Origin of the sequence: Gordonia sp. ABKF26 (assembly GCF_041103195.1) — a bacterium.
GTDB classification, from domain to species: Bacteria; Actinomycetota; Actinomycetes; order Mycobacteriales; family Mycobacteriaceae; genus Gordonia; species Gordonia terrae.
In genome coordinates this window covers 3,400,204-3,420,858 of record NZ_JBGCVZ010000003.1, presented here as the reverse complement: position 1 = coordinate 3,420,858, position 20,655 = coordinate 3,400,204, and the positions used below count along the sequence as shown (strand labels likewise).

Genomic DNA, 20,655 nt, shown 5'->3' with positions numbered 1-20,655 from the left:
GCGGCAACTTTGGCCGCTCGCCAGGTGTCTTTGTCGCGGCGATGCTTAGTATGGCCCTGTTCATCGCTGGTTGTGGTGTAACACCGTCGCCCTCCGAGCAAACGACGACTAGCTCTTCGGTAGTACCCGCTGGGAAGCGGCTACCACCTGATTTGGATATTTCCTTCCGGTGGATTCCGACAGACATCCTCGACCTGTCTAGCGCTGAAGCAACTTTTGTGCGTGCGTACACGGAGTCGTTCGAACTTGCCTTTGAGGGGCAGTCGATGGAGTGGGGATATCCGGGTTTCGCGGCGGCATCGCCGCCAGGTACCGACGAGCGAATCCGTCTGGTGGCGAGCAATAGCCTGACAAGCCGGGTGGTGAACACATTGTTTATGCGGCCTCTGCGCCGAGAGGACGCCGGTGATCGCAGTCGGTTCACGCTATGCCGCAGTGAGTTGCTGTCCATCGAGCAACGATCGGATTCTGGCGTCGAGTGGCGCAATATCGGGAAACGTTGGGCGTATCCGATCACGATCGAGTTCATACGCACAGGGGAGAGGTTGCCGCCTGCTGATCGCCATGGACATCAGATCACGCCTTCAACTCCGGTTTTCGGTAGCTGGCAGGTATCGTTCTTCGACCGCTTGGGAATGGGTCCGGAGAATCGGGCCGACCACATCGCGTGCAACGCATTGCCGCCGAACCCCGACCTTCCGAGAGTCGGGGTCGAGACGGGACCCGAGCCGTGGCCGGTGCTGCCACCCACACCCGGCTGGCCGGCCAACGGCCTCTGAGACCCCGGAGCGCTTTCGTCCGTACGAACCCCGCGCCCTACACTTGTCGACCATGTGCACCGCTGGTACCGCGCCCATGATCGCCCCGTCCATCCTCTCCGCGGACTTCGCGAACCTCGCGGCCGAGGCCGCTGCCGTGGCGCGGCCGGGCGAGACCCGCGCCGATTGGCTGCACGTCGATGTCATGGACGCGCACTTCGTGCCGAACCTGACCCTGGGACTCCCCATCGTCGAGAGCCTGCTGAAGGCCACCGACATCCCGCTCGACTGCCATCTGATGATCGAGAACCCGGAGCGCTGGGCGCCGCCGTATGCCGAGGCCGGCGCGCACAACGTCACCTTCCACGCCGAGGCCACCGAGAACCCGATCGGCGTCGCCCGTGACATCCGCGCGGCGGGGGCGAAGGCGGGGCTCTCGATCAAGCCGGGAACCGCGCTGGAGCCGTACCTGGAGATCCTGCGCGACTTCGACACCCTGCTGATCATGAGCGTCGAACCGGGCTTCGGTGGTCAGAAGTTCATTCCTGAGGTCCTCGAGAAGGCCCGCGCCATCCGGAAATTCATCGACTCCGAGGATCTGCGGCTGCTCGTCGAAATCGACGGTGGGATCAACGCGGACACGATCGAAGAGGCCGCCGAGGCCGGCATCGACTGCTTCGTCGCCGGATCGGCCGTCTACGGTGCGGACGACCCCGGACAGGCCGTCGCCGCGCTCCGCGAATCGGCCGCCACCGCTCGGGCTCAGAGCCAGGGCTGACCCGATGGACATCGCCGCCGCCATGGAACGCGCGATCAGCGCGTCCCGGGAGGCGATGGGGATCAGCTCACCGAATCCGCCCGTCGGCGCGATCATCCTCGACGCCGACGGCTCCGTCGTCGGCGTCGGGTCGACCCAACCACCCGGCGGACCGCACGCCGAGGTGATGGCACTACGAGCCGCGGGCGACGCCGCGCGCGGTGGCACCGCGATCGTCACCCTCGAACCGTGCAACCACACCGGTCGGACCGGCCCGTGCGCGCAGGCCCTCGTCGAGGCGGGCATCGCCGAGGTCCACTACGCGGTGAGCGACCCCAACCCGGTCGCCGCCGGCGGCGCCGACACACTGCGGGCCGCCGGGGTGCGCGTCACCGGGGGAGTCGGCGCCGCCGACGTCGAGAACGGTCCGCTCCGCCCCTGGCTCACCCGGCAGCGTCTCGGCCGCCCGCACGTCACCGCGAAGATCGCCGCCGGAATCGACGGCCGGATCGCCGCGCCCGACGGCACCAGCCAGTGGATCACCGGTCCGGCGGCCCGCGATCACGCGCACGCACAGCGCGCCCGGATCGACGCCATCGTCATCGGTACCGGCACCGCGCTGGCCGACAACCCCACGCTCACCGCGCGCACGGCCGACGGCATGCTGTATCCGCACCAGCCGGCGCGGGTCGTTCTCGGCCATCGCGACCTCCCGGCCGACGCCCGCCTCCGCGAGCCCGCCGGTGGCCCGCTGATCCAGGTCGACTCCCACGACCCCGCCGACGTCCTCACAGCACTGCCCGACGCGTTGTGGGTGCTGGTCGAGGGCGGGCCACACATCCTGGGGGCGTTCTTCGCGGCCGGACTCGTCGACGAGGTACACACCTACGTCGCCCCGCTGGTGCTGGGCGCCGGTCGCAGCTCGGTCGAGATCCCGGGGGTGACCACCCTCGCCGACGGCCTGCGCTTCAGCACGAGCTCGGTGACCCGGCTCGGCGAGGACGTCCTCGTCACCCTGGCGCGACCGTCGACAACCTCGCGCGACAACTGAGCGACGCGACATGTCGGCGACGCTTTTCACTCACCGGAATCGCAATGCGACTGACATCGCGGACCGTGCTAGCGTCGATGTCACCAGTTCTCGGGGCGGGGTGAGATTCCCCACCGGCGGTGATGAGGGTGCGGTGGATCCGCATCGTCCAGCCCGCGAGCGCCTGCCACCAGGCAGGGACAGCAGATTCGGTGCGAATCCGAAGCCGACGGTCACAGTCCGGATGCGAGAGAACAGGCGACACGAGGCCGCCCTGTCTGCTCCGAGCGAGCAGGAGGAGTGCGTGTTCACCGGAATCGTGGAAGAACTCGGCGTCATCGCCGACCGCGAGGATCTCTCCGACGCCGCCCGATTCACCGTGCGCGGGCCAGTGGTCACCGCCGACGCCGGTCATGGCGACTCGATCGCCGTCAACGGCGTGTGTCTGACCGTCGTCGACCTCCGTCCCGGTGAGTTCACCGTCGACGTGATGGGCGAAACGCTGCGCCGCAGTTCGCTGTCCGACCTCGCCGCCGGAAGCACCGTCAACCTCGAGCGCGCCATGCCCGCGAACGGTCGTTTCGGCGGCCACATCGTGCAGGGACACGTCGACGGCACGGGAACGATCGCTGCGGTCAGCCCGTCGGAGAACTGGACGGTCGTGCGGATCGCCGTTCCCGCGACGCTCACGCGCTACCTCGTCGAGAAGGGATCGATCACCGTCGACGGTGTCTCCCTCACCGTGTCGGCGGTCGGCGGATCGGGCGACGACTCCTGGTTCGAGATCTCCCTGATCCCGACGACCCTCAACGAGACCAATCTCGGCGCCGCCCGGCCCGGCACCGTGGTCAATCTCGAGGTCGACGTCATCGCCAAATACGTCGAGCGCCTTCATCTGGGTTCGGACACGACTGGTACTCCTGATGTTGCGGGGACGAAATGAGCACAACGAGTGAGGTTCTGATGAGCGAGTCGCCAAATGACGGTGATGACGTGACCGCAGCCGGGCAGACCGGCGTCGCGTTCGACACGATCGAACGCGCCATCGCCGACATCGCGGCGGGCAAGGCCGTCGTCGTGGTCGACGACGAGGACCGCGAGAACGAGGGCGACCTGATCTTCGCGGCCGAGAAGGCGACCCCCGAACTGGTGGCCTTCATGGTGCGCTACACCTCCGGCTACCTGTGCGTCCCGCTCGACGGCGACGCCTGCGACCGACTCGGTCTGCCGCCGATGTACTCGATGAACCAGGACAAGCACGGCACCGCCTACACCGTGACCGTCGACGCCCGCGAGGGCATCGGGACCGGCATCAGTGCCGCCGACCGTGCCACGACGATGCGCCTGCTGGCCGATCCCGACGCCGCCGCGGCCGACTTCACCCGCCCCGGCCACGTGGTCCCGTTGCGGGCGAAGGAAGGCGGCGTGCTGCGCCGTCCCGGGCACACCGAGGCAGCGGTCGACCTCGCCCGCCTCGCCGATCTGGCGCCGGCCGGGGTGATCTGCGAGATCGTCAGCCAGAAGGACGTCGGCTCGATGGCGCAGACCGACGAGCTGCGTGTGTTCGCCGACGAACACGACCTGGCGCTGATCTCGATCGCCGACCTCATCGCCTGGCGTCGTCGTCACGAAAAGCATGTGGTGCGTGTCGCCGACGCCCGGATCCCCACGCGCCACGGCGATTTCCGCGCGGTCGGGTACTCCAGCGTCTACGACGACGTCGAACATGTCGCGCTCGTGAAGGGCGACATCGCCGGCGGTGACGCCGACGGACACGACGTGCTGGTGCGCGTGCACTCAGAGTGCCTGACGGGTGACGTCTTCGGTTCTCTTCGCTGCGACTGCGGTCCGCAACTCGATGCGGCGATGGAGATGGTGGCCGCCGAGGGCCGGGGCATCATCCTGTACATGCGGGGCCACGAGGGCCGCGGCATCGGCCTGCTGCACAAGCTGCAGGCCTACCAGCTGCAAGACGCCGGCTCCGACACCGTCGACGCCAACCTCGAACTCGGTCTGCCCGCGGATTCGCGCGACTACGGACTCGGTGCCCAGATCCTCGTCGACCTCGGGGTGCGGTCCATGCGACTGCTGACCAACAACCCGGCGAAGCGCGTCGGGCTCGACGGATACGGCCTGCACATCGTCGACCGCGTCCCGATGCCGGTGCGCGCCAACGCCGAGAACCTGCGCTACCTGCGCACCAAGCGGGATCGGATGGGCCACGACCTCGTCGGCCTCGACGATCACGCACAGCCCACCGACGGCGCATCCGAAGGAGCACCTGCATGAGCGGCCACGGAGAGCCGACCCTCGAACTCGCCGACGCCGGGGCCCTGCGTCTCGCCATCGTGTCGTCGCAGTGGCACGAGACCGTCTGTGGCGCACTGCTCGACGGGGCCATCCGGGCCGCGCGCGACAACGGCGTGACCGAACCGACGATCGTGCAGGTCGCGGGCGCCATCGAACTGCCCGTGATCGTGCAGGCGCTGGCCCGCACCCACGACGCGGTGGTCGCCCTCGGTGTCGTGATCAAAGGCGAGACACCGCATTTCGACTACGTGTGTGACGCCGTCACCGCGGGTCTCACGCGGGTGTCGCTCGACGAGTCGACACCGGTCGGCAACGGCGTGCTCACGGTGCTCACCGAGGACCAGGCGATCGCGCGTGCCGGCCTCCCGGGCTCGACGGAGGACAAGGGCGCCCAGGCAACCGTCGCCGCGCTGGCGTCGGCGCTGACCCTGCGCGCACTGCAGCGCGGCGAGAGCCTCCCGGCGGCCGTCGGAGGAGCATCGGCGTGAGTCCTGCGGACACCCCGCCGACCGGATCCGACGCGGCCGGGTGGGACCTGGTCTACCGGCCCCGCAACCTGCCCCGGTGGGCCATCGCGGCGGCCGTGGTGGTGCTCGCGATCCACATCACGTTCGGTCTGCTGCTGACGATCGACGACGTCGGCGTCCGCAACCTCGGCGGTTCCGACCAGGTCGCGATCATCCTCATCGGGGTGCTGGTCTCGGCGGCCATCCTGCTGTTCACCCGGCCGCGGCTGCGCGTCGGCGCCGCCGGTGTCGAGGTCCGCAATCTCGCGACGGTCCGACTCTTCGAGTGGGATCGTGTTCTCGGTCTCACGTACCCGGAGAAGGGTTTCGGCGCGTGGCTGTTGTTCCCCGCCGACGAACACATCACCGTCCTGGCTGTTCAGGCCGGTGACGGTCAGCGCGCCATCGACGCGATGGGCCGGTTCCGCGAGCTGGAGGAGCGCTACCGCGGGACTGTCCGGCCCGGCCACTAGCCTGGAACACGTGGCCGACCCGACTACCTACCGCCCCGCGCCGGGGTCCATCCCGACCGATCCCGGGGTGTACAAGTTCCGCGACGAGCATCGTCGCGTCATCTACGTGGGCAAGGCCAAGAACCTCCGGTCGAGGTTGACGTCGTACTTCGCCGACATCACCTCGCTGCACCCCCGCACCCGCCAGATGGTGACGACGGCCGCGTCGGTCGAGTGGACCGTCGTCGGCACCGAGGTGGAGGCGCTCCAGCTCGAATACAACTGGATCAAGGAATTCGATCCGCGCTTCAACGTCCGGTATCGCGACGACAAGAGCTATCCGATGCTCGCGGTCACGCTGAACGAGGAGTACCCGCGCCTGTTCGTGTACCGGGGGCCGCGTCGGCGCGGCGTGCGGTACTTCGGCCCGTACGCTCACGCCTGGGCGATCCGCGAGACGGTCGACCTGCTGACCCGGGTGTTCCCGGCCCGCACCTGTTCGGCCGGGGTGTTCAAACGGCACCGGCAGATCGACCGGCCGTGCCTGCTCGGTTACATCGACAAGTGTTCGGCTCCCTGTGTGGGACGGGTGGACGCCGAGGAACATCGCGAGATAGTCGAGGACTTCTGCGACTTCCTCGCCGGCCGCACCGACCTGATGATCCGCAGGATGGAACGAGACATGTCCGCCGCGGCCGAGGACCTCGACTTCGAGCGTGCCGCCCGGCTGCGTGACGACATCGGTGCGATGCGACGCGCGATGGAGAAGCAGGCCGTCGTGCTCGGCGACGGCACCACCGCCGACGTCATCGCGCTCGCCGGCGACCAGCTCGAGGTGTCGGTCCAGGTCTTCCACGTCCGCGACGGACGGGTGCGCGGTCAGCGCGGATGGGTCGTCGAGCGCAGCGACAACGGCACCGACGGCGATGTGGTGGGGGAGTTCGTCACCCAGTTCTACGGCGCCCAGGTCGATTTCGATGCCACGGTCGACGTCGGTACCGACCGTGCACACGGCGAGTCGATCCCGCGCGAGGTGCTGGTCCCGGAGTTGCCGTCCGACGCCGGGGAACTCGAGGAGTGGCTGTCCGGTCTCCGGGGCAGCCGGGTGCGGCTGCGGGTGCCGCAGCGCGGCGACAAGAAGGCGCTGTTCGAGACCGTCGCCCGGAACGCGGGCGAAGCCCTTGCGCAGCACAAGCTCCGGCGCGCGGGCGACCTCACGACCCGCTCGGCGGCCCTCACCGAGCTACAGGAGTCCCTGCTGCTCGACCAGGCGCCGCTGCGCATCGAGTGTGTCGACATCTCGCACGTCCAGGGCACCGACGTGGTCGCCTCGCTCGTGGTCTTCGAAGACGGTCTGCCGCGCAAGTCCGACTATCGGCACTACTCGATCCGGCATGCGGCCGGCGAGGGGCACTCCGACGACGTCGCGTCCATCGCCGAGGTCACGCGACGCCGGTTCCTCCGGCACCGCACCGACTCCGACGCGCCGCCTCCGGTGTCCGGGGAGATCAGCGCCGCCGCCGACACGCCGGCCCAGCCCCGGAAGTTCGCCTACCCGCCGAACCTCTTCGTCGTCGACGGTGGCGCGCCCCAGGTGCACGCCGCGGCGGCGGTGCTCGACGAGCTCGGCATCACCGATGTCTCGGTGATCGGACTCGCCAAACGCCTCGAGGAGGTGTGGGTGCCCGGCGACGACGACCCGATGATCCTGCCGCGCAACAGCCAGGCCCTGTTCCTGCTGCAGCGCGTCCGCGACGAGGCGCATCGCTTCGCCATCACGTTCCACCGCAGCAAGCGCAGCAAGCGGATGACCGAGTCGGTGCTCGACGGCGTCCCCGGTCTGGGCCGGACCCGCCGCACCGCGCTCGTGACCCACTTCGGGTCGGTGGCGCGCCTCCGTGAGGCATCCTTGGACGAGATATCCCAGGTGCCCGGAATCGGTCTCACCACGGCGCGTGCGGTCAAGACCGCGCTCTCCGACGAGACCCCGGCGCCCGAACAGACCCCGACCCCGGCCCCGGCGGGAGCCGAGAAGGAGATGACGGTGGCGACCGGTGACGCGGGACGTGGTGGCGATGAGTGACCACACCGAAGGGGAGAGCACGGTGACCGCGACGCAGACCGGAACCGATTTCACGGTGCTGTTCGTGACGGGGATGTCCGGTGCGGGGCGATCCACCGCGGCGAACGTGCTGGAGGACGACGGCTGGTACGTCGCCGACAACGTGCCCCCGTCACTGATCTCGACGATGGTCGGGATGGTCCGGGCGGACGATCCCGCCATCACCCGGCTCGCCATGGTGCTCCGCGCCTCCGACGACAACCTCGCCCACCAGCTCGAACAACTGCGGGACAGCCTGGGGCAGTCCGGGATTCGCACCCGGCTGCTGTACCTCGACGCCAGTGACCAGGTGCTGGTCCGGCGCTTCGAACAGGTACGCCGGCGGCACCCGTTGCAGGGCAAGGAGACCCTCGTCGAAGGGATCGCCCGCGAGCGCGCGATCCTGGCCCCGATCAAGAACGTCGCCGACCTGGTCGTGGAGACCTCCGCGCTGACCGCGGCCAAACTCCGCGCGATCGTCGAGGGCGTCGCGCCCGGTGACACCGAACCCCGGCTCTCGATCGCGGTGCAGTCGTTCGGCTTCAAGTACGGGCTGCCCATCGACTCCGATCTCGTCGCCGACGTCCGGTTCCTGCCCAACCCGCACTGGATCGACGAGTTGCGCGATCACAACGGCCGGGAGGCGCCGGTCCGCGACTACGTCCTCGGTCAGCCGGACGCGGACGGATTCCTCGACCTCTACACCGGGCTGGTGTCGATCGTCGGACGGGGTTATCTCCGGGAAGGCAAGCGCTATATGACGATCAGCGTCGGGTGCACCGGCGGGAAACACCGCAGTGTGGCCATCGCCGAGGAACTGTCGGCTCGCCTGCGCCGCGCCGTCGACGACGCCGGGACCGCGTCCTACGACGTCCGGGTGATGCACCGCGACCTGGGGCGCGAATGAGTGCCCGGGAGCCCCGCATCGTCGCCCTCGGCGGCGGACACGGCCTCTACGCCACGCTGACCGCGATGCGCTACCTCAGCGCCGACATCACCGCGGTGGTCACCGTCGCCGACGACGGCGGATCGTCCGGGCGCCTGCGTGCCGAGCTCGGACTCATACCGCCCGGCGACCTGCGAATGGCGCTCGCCGCGTTGATGAGTACCCCCACGGGGCTCGAGGACTCGCCGACCGCCGATCCGCTCGCCCGCCGTCGACAGGAGCTGTGGGCCGAGGTCCTGCAGCACCGATTCGGCGGCCGCGGGGCACTGGCCGGACATCCCATCGGCAACCTCCTCCTCGCCGGGCTCACCGAGGTCCTCGGCGACACGGTCGGGGCGCTCGCCGAGTTGCGGGCCATCTTCGGCATCACGGGGCACGTGCTGCCGATGTCGACCGTGCCGCTCGACATCGAGGCCGACGTCTCCGGACTCGAGGCGGACCCGCGGATCAGTCGCGAGATCCGCGGCCAGGTGGCCGTGGCCACCACACCCGGCAAGGTTCGCCGGGTCCGGTTGCTGCCGAACGATCCGCCGGCCTGCGAATCAGCCCTCGCGGCAATCGAATCGGCCGATCTCGTGATGCTGGGGCCGGGTTCCTGGTTCTCCAGTGTGATCCCGCACGTGCTGGTGCCCGAGCAGCTGAAGGCACTGCAGCGCAGCCACGCTCGCAAGGTGCTGGTGGTCAATCTGGCACCCGAGCCGGGGGAGACGCCGGGGTTCTCGGTCGAGCGGCACCTCCATGTGCTGCACGCGCACGCGAACACGTTCCGGGTCGACCACGTCCTCGTGGACGCGTCGTCGGTCCCCGCCGGGCGGGAACGTGACCACCTGGTGCGGGCGGCCGGATTGTTCGGCGCCGAGCTGAATGTCGGGGACGTCGCGGTGCCCGGCCGACAGGTCCATGACCCGGCGAAAGTCGCCGCCGTGGTGAACGAACTGTGCGAAGGTGAACTGACCCGTTACTCTGGCCGAGCGGACGCCTGACCCAGGCGAAGTCTCCGCGATTCTTCGAGGGACGTGTGGTCTGTTGACAGGAGGACAGGTACCGGTGGCGATGACGGCGGCGGTGAAGGACGAACTCAGTCGCCTGTCGGTGACTCAGGTGAGTTGCCGGAGAGCCGAGGTGTCGGCGTTGCTTCGATTCGCCGGTGGCCTGCACATCGTCGCGGGCCGCGTGGTGGTCGAGGCCGAGGTCGACATGGGCAACGTGGCCCGCCGGCTGCGACGCGAGATCCACGACCTGTACGGCTACGCCTCCGACGTCCACGTCCTGCGGGGCGGCGGACTGCGCAAGTCGGCGCGCTACATCGTGCGGATCACCAAGGACGGCGAAGGCCTGGCCCGGCAGACCGGACTCCTCGACCTGCGTGGCCGGCCGGTGCGCGGCCTGCCCGCACAGGTCGTCGGCGGCAGTGTCGCCGACGCCGAGGCCGCTTGGCGCGGAGCGTTTCTCGCCCACGGCTCGCTCACCGAACCGGGCCGGTCGTCGGCCCTGGAGGTCAGTTGCCCCGGACCGGAGGCGGCGCTCGCCCTGGTCGGCGCGGCGCGGCGACTCGGTGTCACGGCCAAGGCGCGTGAGGTCCGCGGCGCCGATCGGGTCGTCATCCGCGACGGCGAGGCCATCGGGGCGCTGCTCACCCGCATGGGCGCCCACGACACGAGGCTCGTCTGGGAGGAACGCCGGATGCGGCGGGAGGTCCGCGCGACCGCCAACCGCCTGGCCAACTTCGACGACGCCAACCTGCGTCGCTCGGCGCGTGCGGCGGTCGCGGCCGCGGCCCGCGTGGAACGCGCGCTGGACATCCTCGGCGACGAGGTGCCCGACCATCTCATCGCCGCCGGGCAGCTCCGCATCACGCACCGGCAGGCGTCACTGGAAGAGCTCGGCCAGCTCGCCGACCCGCCGATGACCAAGGACGCCGTCGCCGGTCGAATCCGGCGGCTGCTGTCGATGGCCGACAAGAAGGCGCGCCAGGACGGCATCCCCGACACCGAATCCGCGGTCACCTCCGAGCTGCTCGACGAGGCCTGAGTCACGCGCCGGAGGACCACCGGTGTGCCCGACCCGGACCTGCGGTGTGCCGAGCACAGGGTCGCCTACTAGGCTGGTGGCGACGTGCGCGGAAGCGTGACCACTCAGGTGTGCTTTCGCTGACCGCTCACGCGCGGCCAGACAGGGCTTGACCACCAGGCCCGACCATGAATACCGCTAAGGAGCACAACTGTGACTGTTCGGGTAGGCGTCAACGGATTCGGCCGGATCGGCCGCAACTTCTTCCGCGCCGTCGAAGCGCAAAAGGCTTTGGGCACCACCGACATCGAGATCGTCGCGGTCAACGACCTGACCGACAACGCGACCCTCGCACACCTGCTGAAGTTCGACTCCATCCTCGGTCGCCTCGCCGACGACGTCACCCTCGAGGGCGACGACACCATCGTCGTCGGTGAGCAGAAGATCAAGGCCCTGGAGGTCAAGGAAGGCCCGGCCGCGATCCCGTGGGGCGACCTGGGCGTCGACGTAGTCGTCGAGTCGACCGGCATCTTCACCGCTCGCGCCAAGGCGCAGGGGCACCTCGACGCCGGCGCCAAGAAGGTCATCATCTCCGCTCCGGCGTCGGATGAGGACATCACGATCGTCATGGGCGTCAACGACGACAAGTACGACGGCAGCCAGAACATCATCTCCAACGCGTCGTGCACCACCAACTGCCTCGGCCCGCTGGCGAAGGTCCTCAACGACGAGTTCGGCATCGTCAAGGGCCTGATGACCACCATCCACGCCTACACCCAGGACCAGAACCTGCAGGACGGCCCGCACAAGGACCTGCGTCGCGCCCGCGCCGCGGCCATCAACATCGTGCCGACCTCGACCGGTGCCGCCAAGGCCATCGGCCTGGTGCTCCCGGAGCTGAAGGGCAAGCTCGACGGCTACGCCCTGCGCGTCCCGATCCCCACCGGTTCGGTCACCGACCTCACCGCGCAGCTGTCGAAGACCGCCACCGCCGACGAGATCAACGCGGCGCTCAAGGCGGCTGCCGACGGTCCGCTCAAGGGCATCCTCAAGTACTACGACGCGCCGATCGTCTCGTCCGACATCGTCACCGACCCGCACAGCTCGCTGTTCGACGCCGGCCTGACCAAGGTGATCGACGACCAGGCCAAGGTCGTGTCCTGGTACGACAACGAGTGGGGCTACTCCAACCGCCTCGTCGACCTCATCGGTCTCGTCGGCAAGTCGCTCTGACCCGCCCCCAACGACCTTAGGAGTCAACGCCTCATGGGTGTTCCCACTCTGAAAGACCTTCTGGACGAAGGTGTTTCGGGCAGGGGTGTGCTGGTCCGGTCGGATTTCAACGTCCCGCTCGACGGGTCGACGATCACCGATCCGGGTCGCATCCTCGCGTCCCTGCCGACGCTCAACGCACTCATCGACGCCGGAGCCAAGGTGATCATCACCGCGCACCTGGGTCGTCCGAAGGGTGAGCCGGATCCGGCGTTCTCGCTGGCGCCGGTCGCCGCCCGTCTCGGCGAGGAACTCGGCCGCAACGTGCAGCTGGCCGGTGATGTCGTCGGAACCGACGCGCTCGCCCGTGCGGAGGGTCTCACCGACGGTGACGTCCTGCTCCTGGAGAACATCCGCTTCGATCCGCGGGAGACCTCCAAGGACGACGCCGAACGCGAGAAGCTCGCCAAGGCGCTCGTCGAGCTCGTCGGCGACGACGGCGCGTTCGTCTCCGACGGTTTCGGGGTGGTGCACCGCAAGCAGGCGTCGGTCTACGACGTCGCCAAGCTGCTCCCGCACTACGCGGGAGAGCTGGTGGCCGCGGAGGTCGACGTCCTGTCGAAGCTCACCGACGAGGTGACCCGTCCCTACGCGGTCGTCCTCGGCGGGTCGAAGGTCTCGGACAAGCTCGGGGTCATCGAGGCCTTGGCTCCCAAGGTGGACACGTTGGTCATCGGCGGCGGCATGGCGTTCACATTCCTTGCCGCACAGGGCCATTCGGTCGGTACGTCGCTCCTGCAGGAAGATCAGATCGATGTCTGCAAGAGCCTGCTGGAGCGGTTCGGCGACGTGATCCACCTGCCCGTCGACGTCGTGGTGGCCGACAAGTTCGCCGCTGACGCCGAGTCGGACACGGTGGCCTCCGACGCCATTCCCGACGGCTGGATGGGTCTGGACATCGGACCGGAGTCGGTGAAGCGTTTCGCCGCGGTCCTCTCGGGTGCCAAGACCATCTTCTGGAACGGCCCCTCGGGCGTGTTCGAGTTCGAGAAGTTCTCGGCCGGTACCCGTGGCGTGGCCGAGGCCATCGCGGGCGCGACCGGAAACGGCGCGTTCACCGTGGTCGGCGGCGGCGACTCGGCGGCCGCGGTGCGCACCCTGGGTCTGCCCGACTCCGATTTCTCGCACATCTCCACCGGAGGTGGCGCATCGCTGGAGTACCTCGAGGGCAAGGAACTCCCCGGACTGAAGGTTCTGGAGAGCTGAACCATGGCAACTCGTAAACCGCTCATCGCGGGCAACTGGAAGATGAACCTCAACCACCTCGAGGCCATCGCGCTGGTTCAGAAGATCGCCTTCGCCCTTCCGGCGAAGTACTTCGACAAGGTCGACGTCACGGTGATCCCGCCGTTCACCGACATCCGCAGCGTGCAGACCGTCGTCGACGGCGACAAGCTCCTGCTCACCTACGGAGCGCAGGACCTGTCACAGCACGACTCGGGTGCATACACCGGCGAGATCAGCGGAGCGTTCCTAGCCAAGCTGGGCTGCACGTTCGTCGTCGTCGGACACTCGGAGCGTCGCACGCTGCACGGCGAGACCGACGAGATCGTGCTCGCCAAGACCAAGGCGGCCCTCAAGCACGACCTCACCCCGATCGTCTGCATCGGTGAGGGTCTGGACGTCCGCGAGGCAGGCGACCACGTGGCCTACAACGTGGCGCAGCTCAAGGGCTCGCTCGCCGGTCTGTCCGCGGCCGAGATCGCCAAGACCGTCATCGCCTACGAGCCGGTCTGGGCGATCGGCACCGGCCGCGTGGCCGGCGCGGACGACGCCCAGGAGGTCTGCAAGGCCATTCGCGAGGCGCTGGTGGAGATCGCCGACGCCGAGACCGCGGCGTCGGTGCGCATCCTCTATGGCGGATCGGTCAACGCGAAGAACGTCGGCGACCTCGTCGGACGTCCGGACGTCGACGGCGCTCTGGTCGGCGGCGCATCGTTGAAGTCCGACGAGTTCGCGACGCTGTCGGCGATCGCCGCGGGTGGCCCCTTGCCCTGACGGGTCATACCCACGCGTACACTGTGGCAGGTTGGCCTCGAGTCGATTCACTTCGTCGATCGGGCCGGCCTGCCACAGCTGTATGTAGGGGCTTTACGGAAGGGCGTTGCGACTCGTGACTGTGCAAGGTGCACTCGACATCGGATTGATCGTGACCAGCGTGTTGCTGATCGTGCTCATCCTGCTGCACCGCGGCAAGGGTGGCGGTCTGTCGTCGCTGTTCGGCGGCGGTGTCCAGTCCAGCCTGTCGGGCTCGAGCGTCGTCGAACGCAACCTCGACCGGCTGACCATCTTCGTCGGACTCATCTGGGTGATCTTCATCGTCGGCGTGGGCGTCGACATCAAACTGTCCGGATAGCATCTCGGGATGCCGCGCCCGGGCTGTCCCGGGATACTTGACGGCATGAGTGAAACCGCCCCCGCACGGGGAGTCCCGGACTGGCGCCCATCCATCTCCATCGTCGACCACATCGTCGTCGACGACGAGGGCCGGGCACTCACCGAACCGCTGCGCGAGGACATTCGCCTCCTCGGCGGAATCCTCGGCGACGTCGTCCGAGAACATTCGGGACGCGACGTGTTCGATCTCGTCGAATCCGCCCGTGTGGCCGCGTTCCGCGTGCGCCGCAACGAGATCGACCGGACCGAGCTCGCCGACATGTTTGTCGATCTCGACGTCTCCACTGCCGTCCCGGTCATCCGGGCGTTCAGTCACTTCGCGTTGCTGGCCAATCTGGCCGAGGACATCCACCGCGAGCGGCGCCGGGCCATTCACGTCCGAGCCGGCGATCCGCCCCAGGACAGTAGTCTCGCCGCCACCTACCGCAAACTCGCCGATGCCGGTCTCGGCGACGACGAGGTCGGTCGAGCCCTGACCGACGCCGCGGTGATCCCGGTCATCACCGCACACCCCACCGAGACTCGCCGCCGCACCGTCTTCGAGGCCCAGAACCGCATCACCGAGCTGATGCGATTCCGCGGCCGCACCGAGCTGATGCCGGACGAGGACGCGGAGGTCACCGAGTCCATCCGGCGTCAGATCCTGACGCTCTGGCAGACCGCCCTCATCCGCCTCGAACGTCTCACCATCCAGGACGAGATCCGTTCGGGTCTGCGGTATTACGACGCGTCGTTCTTCGAGGTCGTGCCGGCGATCAACACCGCGGTGCGCGCCGCGCTGCGCTCGACATACCCCGATGCCGGGCTCGCCGACGATCCGATGATCCGGATGGGGTCGTGGATCGGCGGCGACCGCGACGGCAATCCGTTCGTGAACTCCGACGTGGTGACCCTGGCCACGACCCTCGCGGCGCAGGCCGCCGTCGGACACCACCTGTCCGAACTCGAGAGTCTCGCACAGGAACTGAGCATGTCGGCGCGACTGATCGACGCCACGGACACCCTGTTCGACCTCGCCGGGGCCGACGCCGACGATCCGGGGGCCGACGAACCCTTCCGACTCGCTCTGCGCGCCATCCGCTCCCGTCTGCTGGCGACCGCGCGGGACATGTTCGACGGCGACTTCCTCACCTCGAGCGAGGAGAATCTGATCGATGGACGGCAACCGTACGGCGACGCGGCCGAACTGCTCGCCGACCTCGATGTGATCGACGGCGCACTCCGCGCCAACAACGACGACCCGATCGCCGACGATCGGCTGCTCGCTCTCCGGGAAGCCGTGCGCACCTTCGGCTTTCACCTGTCCGGGCTGGACATGCGGCAGAACTCCGACACGCACGAGGAAGTGGTCGCCGAGCTGCTCGCGTGGGCGGGGGTGCATCCGGACTACGCGTCGCTCGAGGAGTCCGCGCGGGTGGAGATCCTCTCGGCCGAGCTGAGCGCGCGTCGTCCGTTGACCAGCCCCGACGCCGAACTCAGCGAGCTCGCGACCAAGGAGCTCGGTATCGTCCGGGCGGCCGCCAGAGCGGTTGCGACCTTCGGGCCGGCGGCGGTGCCCAACTACATCATCAGCATGTGCACCTCGGTGAGTGACATGCTCGAGGCGCTGATCCTCCTCAAGGAGGCCGGCCTCTACGACCCCGATGGCGGATCACCGCGCTGTACGGTCCGTGTGGTCCCGCTCTTCGAGACCATCGAGGATCTCCAGCAGGGTGCGCAGACACTGCTCGCGGTCCTCGACGTCCCGTTCTACCGAGCGATGGTGGACTCCCAGAACGGGATTCAAGAGATCATGCTCGGGTATTCCGATTCCAACAAGGACGGCGGCTACATGGCCGCCAACTGGGCGCTCTACCGTGCCGAACTCGATCTGGTCGCCGCGGCCTCGCAGTCGGGGATTCGGTTGCGGCTGTTCCACGGACGCGGGGGCACCGTCGGCCGTGGCGGCGGTCCCAGCTACGACGCCATCCTGGCCCAACCGCCGGGCGCGGTCCAGGGCTCGCTGCGCATCACCGAGCAGGGTGAGATCATCGCGGCGAAATACGCCGAGCCGGTCGCGGCGCGGCGCAATCTCGAGACCCTGCTCGCCGCGACCATCGAGTCCTCGCTCCTGGACACCGAGGGCCTCGGTGACGAATCCGACTCGGCCTACGAGATCATGGACGACATCGCGGCGAAGGCCCGCGCCGCCTACAGCCGCCTGGTGCACGAGACACCGGGTTTCGTCGAGTACTTCACCACCTCGACGCCGCTGTCGGAGATCGGCGCGCTCAACATCGGCAGCCGTCCGGCGTCGCGCAAGCAGACCGAGAAGATCTCCGATCTGCGCGCGATCCCGTGGGTCCTGTCGTGGACGCAGTCACGCGTGATGCTGCCCGGCTGGTACGGCACGGGGTCGGCGTTCGAGGAATGGGTCGCCGACGACCCGGACCGCCTGGAGACCCTGCGCCGCTACTACGCGAAGTGGCCGTTCTTCCGCACCGTCATGTCGAACATGGCCCAGGTGCTGGCGAAGTCCGACATGGGCCTGGCACACCGGTACGCGCAGCTCGTTCCCGACGAGGAGTTGCGCGACAAGGTGTTCGGCATGATCGTCGCCGAGCACGAACGCACGATAGCGATGTGCGCGAAGATCACCGGCACCGACGACCTGCTCCACGACAATGCCGCCCTCAAGCGGTCGGTGTACAACAGGTTCCCCTACCTCGAACCGCTGAACCTGCTGCAGGTCGAGTTGCTCCGCCGCTTCCGGGCGGGGGAGGACACCCCCATCGTCCGACGCGGAATCCAGCTCACCATGAACGGTCTCGCGACCGCGCTACGGAACTCGGGCTAGCCGGGGAATCAGGTCAGTTCGGCAGCGGCCGCGTCATCGAGGAACCAGATCGTCTCCTCGGTGCCGCGGGCGCCCGCGGCGGGCCAGTCGGCCGGATCCGCCCCGCGATGGGCGGCGCCGACGGCCTCGGACTTGTCGGCCCCGGCGACGAGGAACCACACCTGCCGCGAGCGGTTCACCACGGGCAGGGTCAGGGTGAGCCGGCGGGGCGGCGGCTTCGGTGAATCCTCGACGGCGACAACCGACTTCGTGGTCTCCGCGGTCGCGGCGGTGTGCGGGAACAATGAGTTGATGTGTCCCTCACCACCCATGCCGAGCAGGTGGAGGTCGAACTCGGGTGCCACGCCGTCGCTCGACCGCCCGGCGAGGATCGCGGCGTAGTCGGCGGCGGCCGCCTCGATGTCGTCGCCGAGCGGACTGTCGGACGGTGCCATCGGGAACACCCGCGACGGGTCGACGGGCACCTTGTCGAGGAGTGCCTCGCGTGCCTGACCGGAGTTGCGTTCCGGATCGTCGGCGGGGACGAATCGGTCGTCGCCCCAGTAGATGTCGACCTTGGACCAGTCGATGGTGCCGCTGTCCGCGGCCAGTGCCGTGAGGATTCCGATACCGTTGCTGCCACCGGTCAGCACGACGCTGGCGACGCCGCGTTCGGCCTGGGCGCGGGTGACGAGGTCCACGAACCGGGTGGCGGCGGTCTCGACCAGTTCCTGCTTGGAATCGAAGACGAGGGTCTCGGTGGTCATCGGGCGGCAACTCCTTCGGCGTCGTCTGCGAACTCGACCTCGGGCACTCCCTTGAGTGCCTCGACATACACCTCGTCGGTGTCGAGTCGTCGTAACTCTTCGGCGATACAGGCGGGCAGTTCGCGTCGGCCCATCGCCACGCGTCCGTCGGGTTTGCCCGGCATCGAGAGCACCGCGTTGTTCTCCTCGTCCACCGCGAGGATGGTCGGGCCGTCGTCACGGAGGAGCCGGATCTCGAAACTGCCGCGGCGTCGTCGCGTCGGAACCCGCAGGGTCGACCGCAACCACCCGGCGAGGAGATCCACCGACGGCGAGTTCTGCGCGCCCGTCACCTGGACCTCGGTGACCGGGGTGTGCGGCGGACGGTCGAATGCGGAGGCGAGGATCGCGCGCCAGTGCGTGACGTGCGTCCAGGCGAGGTCGGTGTCGCCGGGGGAGTAGGTCGCGAGCCGCTGGGCGAGTATCGCGACCGAGTCGTCGGCCTTGCCGGCGTCGACGATGCGCCGGTGTCCGAGCTTGCCGAGTGGATCGTCGGCGGGCCGCTCGGGACCTTTACCGGGCCACCAGGTGACGACGGGGGTGTCGGGGAGGAGGAACGGGGTCACGACACTGTCCGGGTGGTCGGCGAGCTCACCCTGAAGCGACAGCACCACCACCTCCGAGGCCCCGGCATCCCCACCCACGCGGATCTGCGCGTCGAGCCGAGAGTCTCCCTCGCGCACACCGCGATACACGACGATCACGCGGCTGGGATGTTCGCGGCTGGCGCCCACCGCGGCCTCGATGGCACCTTCCATCGGTTCGCCGAGTTCGACGCACACGACCAGGGTGAGGACGCGCCCGAGGCTCAGTGCGCCACCCGCGGCGCGCACCTCGATGATCTTCTTCGCGACCTTTCCGGTCGACGTGTCGGGCAGTTCGACGATCATCGGGAGGCCTCCTGAGCGGAACGGTCGGTGAGGGCGTGTGGACTTCTCGTCACGGTCGGCGCCACGCGCGACCGGTGCGGGCCATCATCTCCTCGGCCGAACGCGGACCCCACGTCCCGGACTCGTAGGTGTCGGGCGACCCCGACGCGGCCCAGTGTTCGAGCACCGGATCGAGGATGCGCCAGGACAACTCGACCTCTTCGTTCACGGGGAACAGCGAGGGTTCACCCAGGAGGACGTCCAGGATGAGCCGCTCGTAGGCCTCCGGGGAGGCCTCGGTGAAGGCGGTGCCGTAGCTGAAGTCCATGTTGACGTCCCGCACCTCCATGCTCGACCCGGGGACCTTGGAACCGAAGCGGAGGGTGATGCCCTCATCCGGCTGGACCCGGATCACCAGCGCGTTCTGACTGAGCTCCTCGGTCATGGTCTGGTCGAACGGCAGGTGCGGCGCGCGTTTGAAGACGAGCGCGATCTCGGTGACCCGCCGCCCCAGCCGTTTGCCGGTGCGCAGGTAGAACGGCACGCCCGCCCAGCGGCGGGAGTCGACTTCCAGGGCGATGGCGGCGAAGGTCTCGGTGGTCGAGTCCCTCGCGAAACCCTCCTCCTCCTTGAGGCCCGGCACCTTCTCGCTGCCCTGCCAACCGGGGCCGTACTGGCCGCGGGCGGTGTTCTCGTCGATCGGCATGGCGTTGCGTGTCGCGGCGAGAACCTTGATCTTCTCGGCCTGTAACTGCTTGGGCTCGAAGGAGATCGGCTCCTCCATCGCGATCAGGGCCATCAGCTGGAGCAGGTGGTTCTGGATGACGTCGCGGGCCGCGCCGATGCCGTCGTAGTACCCGGCCCGACCGCCGAGGCCGATGTCCTCGGCCATGGTGATCTGGACGTGGTCGATGTAGTGCGAACTCCACAGCGGGTCGAACAGCTGATTGGCGAACCGCAGGGCCAGGATGTTCTGGACGGTCTCCTTGCCCAGGTAGTGGTCGATCCGGAACACCGACGACTCCGGGAAGACGTTGTTGACGATCGCGTTCAGCTCGCGGGCGGACTCGAGGTCGTGACCGAAGGGCTTCTCGATCACCACTCGCCGCCAGCTGTCGCCGGTCGGGGCGGCGAGCCCGCTGCGCTCGAGCTGCTCGCAGACCTCGGGGAACGCCTTGGGCGGGATCGACAGGTAGAACGCATGATTGCCGTCGGTCCCGCGCTCGGCGTCGAGTGACTTGAGCGTGTCGCGCAGCCTGTCGAAGGCGGCGTCGTCGTCGAAAGCGCCTTGCACGAACCGGAATCCCTCGGCGAGCCGCTCCCACACCTCTTCGCGGAATCCGGTTCGCGCGTGGTCGCGAACGGCGTCGTGGACGACGGCGCTGAAGTCCTCGTCGGTCCAGTCGCGCCGGGCGAAACCGACCAGGGCGAACGAGGGTGGCAGGAGGCCCCGGTTGGCGAGGTCGTAGACCGCAGGCATCAACTTCTTGCGTGCCAGATCGCCGGTGACCCCGAAGATGACCAGGCTGCACGGTCCCGCGATGCGCGGCAGCCTCTTGTCCTGGGGGTCACGGAGCGGGTTGGTCCACGGACCGGTCCTGGTTGAGTCCTCGCCTCCCGCCACCT

19 protein-coding genes and 1 riboswitch are annotated in these 20,655 nt (G+C 68.6%); of the genes, 16 read left to right on the top strand and 3 right to left on the bottom strand.

What is annotated here, in order from left to right; all coding sequences use genetic code 11:
- The first annotated feature begins 218 nt into the window (after window positions 1–218).
- The 16 genes from AB4Z55_RS15790 (at window position 219) to ppc (ending at window position 17,375) form a co-directional block, all read left to right on the top strand.
- Window positions 219–779, top strand: a complete 561-nt coding sequence (locus AB4Z55_RS15790; RefSeq protein ID WP_369520062.1) for a hypothetical protein — start codon at window positions 219–221, stop codon at window positions 777–779.
- Window positions 780–831: 52 nt separating this feature from the next.
- On the top strand, window positions 832–1,536 hold the full coding sequence (gene rpe / locus AB4Z55_RS15785; protein WP_239398599.1) for a ribulose-phosphate 3-epimerase: 705 nt from the start codon (window positions 832–834) through the stop codon (window positions 1,534–1,536).
- Window positions 1,537–1,540: 4 nt separating this feature from the next.
- Window positions 1,541–2,566, top strand: coding sequence for a bifunctional diaminohydroxyphosphoribosylaminopyrimidine deaminase/5-amino-6-(5-phosphoribosylamino)uracil reductase RibD (gene ribD, locus AB4Z55_RS15780; RefSeq protein ID WP_369520061.1), 1,026 nt, complete (start codon window positions 1,541–1,543; stop codon window positions 2,564–2,566).
- Between the two features lie 82 nt (window positions 2,567–2,648).
- Window positions 2,649–2,805, top strand: a riboswitch (FMN riboswitch).
- A gap of 44 nt (window positions 2,806–2,849) precedes the next feature.
- Entirely contained in the window at window positions 2,850–3,488 is a 639-nt protein-coding gene (locus AB4Z55_RS15775) for a riboflavin synthase (protein WP_101818961.1), read from the top strand.
- 20 nt (window positions 3,489–3,508) lie between these two features.
- Complete coding sequence (locus tag AB4Z55_RS15770) at window positions 3,509–4,834, top strand: bifunctional 3,4-dihydroxy-2-butanone-4-phosphate synthase/GTP cyclohydrolase II (RefSeq protein ID WP_064570772.1); 1,326 nt, start codon at window positions 3,509–3,511, stop codon at window positions 4,832–4,834.
- On the top strand, window positions 4,831–5,343 hold the full coding sequence (gene ribH / locus AB4Z55_RS15765; RefSeq protein ID WP_101818827.1) for a 6,7-dimethyl-8-ribityllumazine synthase: 513 nt from the start codon (window positions 4,831–4,833) through the stop codon (window positions 5,341–5,343). The genes AB4Z55_RS15770 and ribH overlap by 4 nt, the downstream gene beginning before the upstream one ends.
- The gene (locus AB4Z55_RS15760) at window positions 5,340–5,834 is read left to right on the top strand and encodes a PH domain-containing protein (RefSeq protein WP_004021969.1); all 495 of its coding nucleotides are present in this window, start codon (window positions 5,340–5,342) and stop codon (window positions 5,832–5,834) included. Before ribH ends, AB4Z55_RS15760 begins: the two co-directional genes overlap by 4 nt.
- Before the next feature lie 10 nt (window positions 5,835–5,844).
- A complete protein-coding gene (gene uvrC, locus AB4Z55_RS15755) occupies window positions 5,845–7,896 on the top strand; it encodes an excinuclease ABC subunit UvrC (RefSeq protein ID WP_239398605.1) in 2,052 nt (683 codons plus the stop codon).
- Window positions 7,889–8,821, top strand: coding sequence for an RNase adapter RapZ (rapZ, locus tag AB4Z55_RS15750; protein ID WP_248645384.1), 933 nt, complete (start codon window positions 7,889–7,891; stop codon window positions 8,819–8,821). Before uvrC ends, rapZ begins: the two co-directional genes overlap by 8 nt.
- Window positions 8,818–9,843, top strand: a complete 1,026-nt coding sequence (gene yvcK / locus AB4Z55_RS15745; protein ID WP_101818829.1) for a uridine diphosphate-N-acetylglucosamine-binding protein YvcK — start codon at window positions 8,818–8,820, stop codon at window positions 9,841–9,843. Before rapZ ends, yvcK begins: the two co-directional genes overlap by 4 nt.
- 70 nt (window positions 9,844–9,913) lie before the next feature.
- The gene (gene whiA / locus AB4Z55_RS15740) at window positions 9,914–10,891 is read left to right on the top strand and encodes a DNA-binding protein WhiA (RefSeq protein ID WP_174316851.1); all 978 of its coding nucleotides are present in this window, start codon (window positions 9,914–9,916) and stop codon (window positions 10,889–10,891) included.
- 192 nt (window positions 10,892–11,083) lie between these two features.
- Window positions 11,084–12,103: a type I glyceraldehyde-3-phosphate dehydrogenase gene (gap, locus tag AB4Z55_RS15735; protein ID WP_004021964.1), complete on the top strand. Its 1,020-nt coding sequence runs from the start codon at window positions 11,084–11,086 to the stop codon at window positions 12,101–12,103.
- Between the two features lie 33 nt (window positions 12,104–12,136).
- Window positions 12,137–13,348, top strand: a complete 1,212-nt coding sequence (gene pgk / locus AB4Z55_RS15730; protein ID WP_064570775.1) for a phosphoglycerate kinase — start codon at window positions 12,137–12,139, stop codon at window positions 13,346–13,348.
- 3 nt (window positions 13,349–13,351) lie between these two features.
- Window positions 13,352–14,140: a triose-phosphate isomerase gene (tpiA, locus tag AB4Z55_RS15725; protein WP_369520060.1), complete on the top strand. Its 789-nt coding sequence runs from the start codon at window positions 13,352–13,354 to the stop codon at window positions 14,138–14,140.
- Window positions 14,141–14,261: 121 nt separating this feature from the next.
- A complete protein-coding gene (gene secG / locus AB4Z55_RS15720) occupies window positions 14,262–14,498 on the top strand; it encodes a preprotein translocase subunit SecG (protein WP_010841002.1) in 237 nt (78 codons plus the stop codon).
- Between the two features lie 45 nt (window positions 14,499–14,543).
- Window positions 14,544–17,375 carry a phosphoenolpyruvate carboxylase gene (gene ppc / locus AB4Z55_RS15715; protein ID WP_369520059.1) on the top strand — a complete coding sequence of 944 codons (2,832 nt, stop codon included), beginning with the start codon at window positions 14,544–14,546 and terminating at the stop codon, window positions 17,373–17,375.
- 8 nt (window positions 17,376–17,383) lie between these two features.
- Here ppc and pgl read toward each other — a convergent pair whose 3' ends face one another.
- Genes pgl through zwf form a run of 3 tightly spaced genes read right to left on the bottom strand, consistent with a single transcriptional unit; the run spans window position 17,384 to window position 20,653 of the window.
- Entirely contained in the window at window positions 17,384–18,121 is a 738-nt protein-coding gene (pgl, locus tag AB4Z55_RS15710) for a 6-phosphogluconolactonase (RefSeq protein ID WP_369520058.1), read from the bottom strand.
- Window positions 18,118–19,050 (bottom strand): glucose-6-phosphate dehydrogenase assembly protein OpcA, encoded by a 933-nt coding sequence (locus tag AB4Z55_RS15705; protein ID WP_369520057.1) that lies wholly within the window; start codon window positions 19,048–19,050, stop codon window positions 18,118–18,120. Before AB4Z55_RS15705 ends, pgl begins: the two co-directional genes overlap by 4 nt.
- A 49-nt stretch (window positions 19,051–19,099) precedes the next feature.
- Window positions 19,100–20,653: a glucose-6-phosphate dehydrogenase gene (gene zwf, locus AB4Z55_RS15700; RefSeq protein WP_369520056.1), complete on the bottom strand. Its 1,554-nt coding sequence runs from the start codon at window positions 20,651–20,653 to the stop codon at window positions 19,100–19,102.
- Between the last annotated feature and the right edge of the window lie 2 nt (window positions 20,654–20,655).

Coding starts and splice junctions, on each gene's coding strand:
- pgk (WP_064570775.1), top strand. CDS start 12,137: ATGGGTGTTCCCACTCTGAAAGACCTTCTGGACGAAGGTGTTTCGGGC.
- whiA (WP_174316851.1), top strand. CDS start 9,914: ATGACGGCGGCGGTGAAGGACGAACTCAGTCGCCTGTCGGTGACTCAG.
- rpe (WP_239398599.1), top strand. CDS start 832: ATGTGCACCGCTGGTACCGCGCCCATGATCGCCCCGTCCATCCTCTCC.
- ppc (WP_369520059.1), top strand. CDS start 14,544: ATGAGTGAAACCGCCCCCGCACGGGGAGTCCCGGACTGGCGCCCATCC.
- rapZ (WP_248645384.1), top strand. CDS start 7,889: ATGAGTGACCACACCGAAGGGGAGAGCACGGTGACCGCGACGCAGACC.
- pgl (WP_369520058.1), bottom strand. CDS start 18,121: ATGACCACCGAGACCCTCGTCTTCGATTCCAAGCAGGAACTGGTCGAG.
- ribH (WP_101818827.1), top strand. CDS start 4,831: ATGAGCGGCCACGGAGAGCCGACCCTCGAACTCGCCGACGCCGGGGCC.
- tpiA (WP_369520060.1), top strand. CDS start 13,352: ATGGCAACTCGTAAACCGCTCATCGCGGGCAACTGGAAGATGAACCTC.
- AB4Z55_RS15770 (WP_064570772.1), top strand. CDS start 3,509: ATGAGCGAGTCGCCAAATGACGGTGATGACGTGACCGCAGCCGGGCAG.
- AB4Z55_RS15705 (WP_369520057.1), bottom strand. CDS start 19,050: ATGATCGTCGAACTGCCCGACACGTCGACCGGAAAGGTCGCGAAGAAG.
- ribD (WP_369520061.1), top strand. CDS start 1,541: ATGGACATCGCCGCCGCCATGGAACGCGCGATCAGCGCGTCCCGGGAG.
- yvcK (WP_101818829.1), top strand. CDS start 8,818: ATGAGTGCCCGGGAGCCCCGCATCGTCGCCCTCGGCGGCGGACACGGC.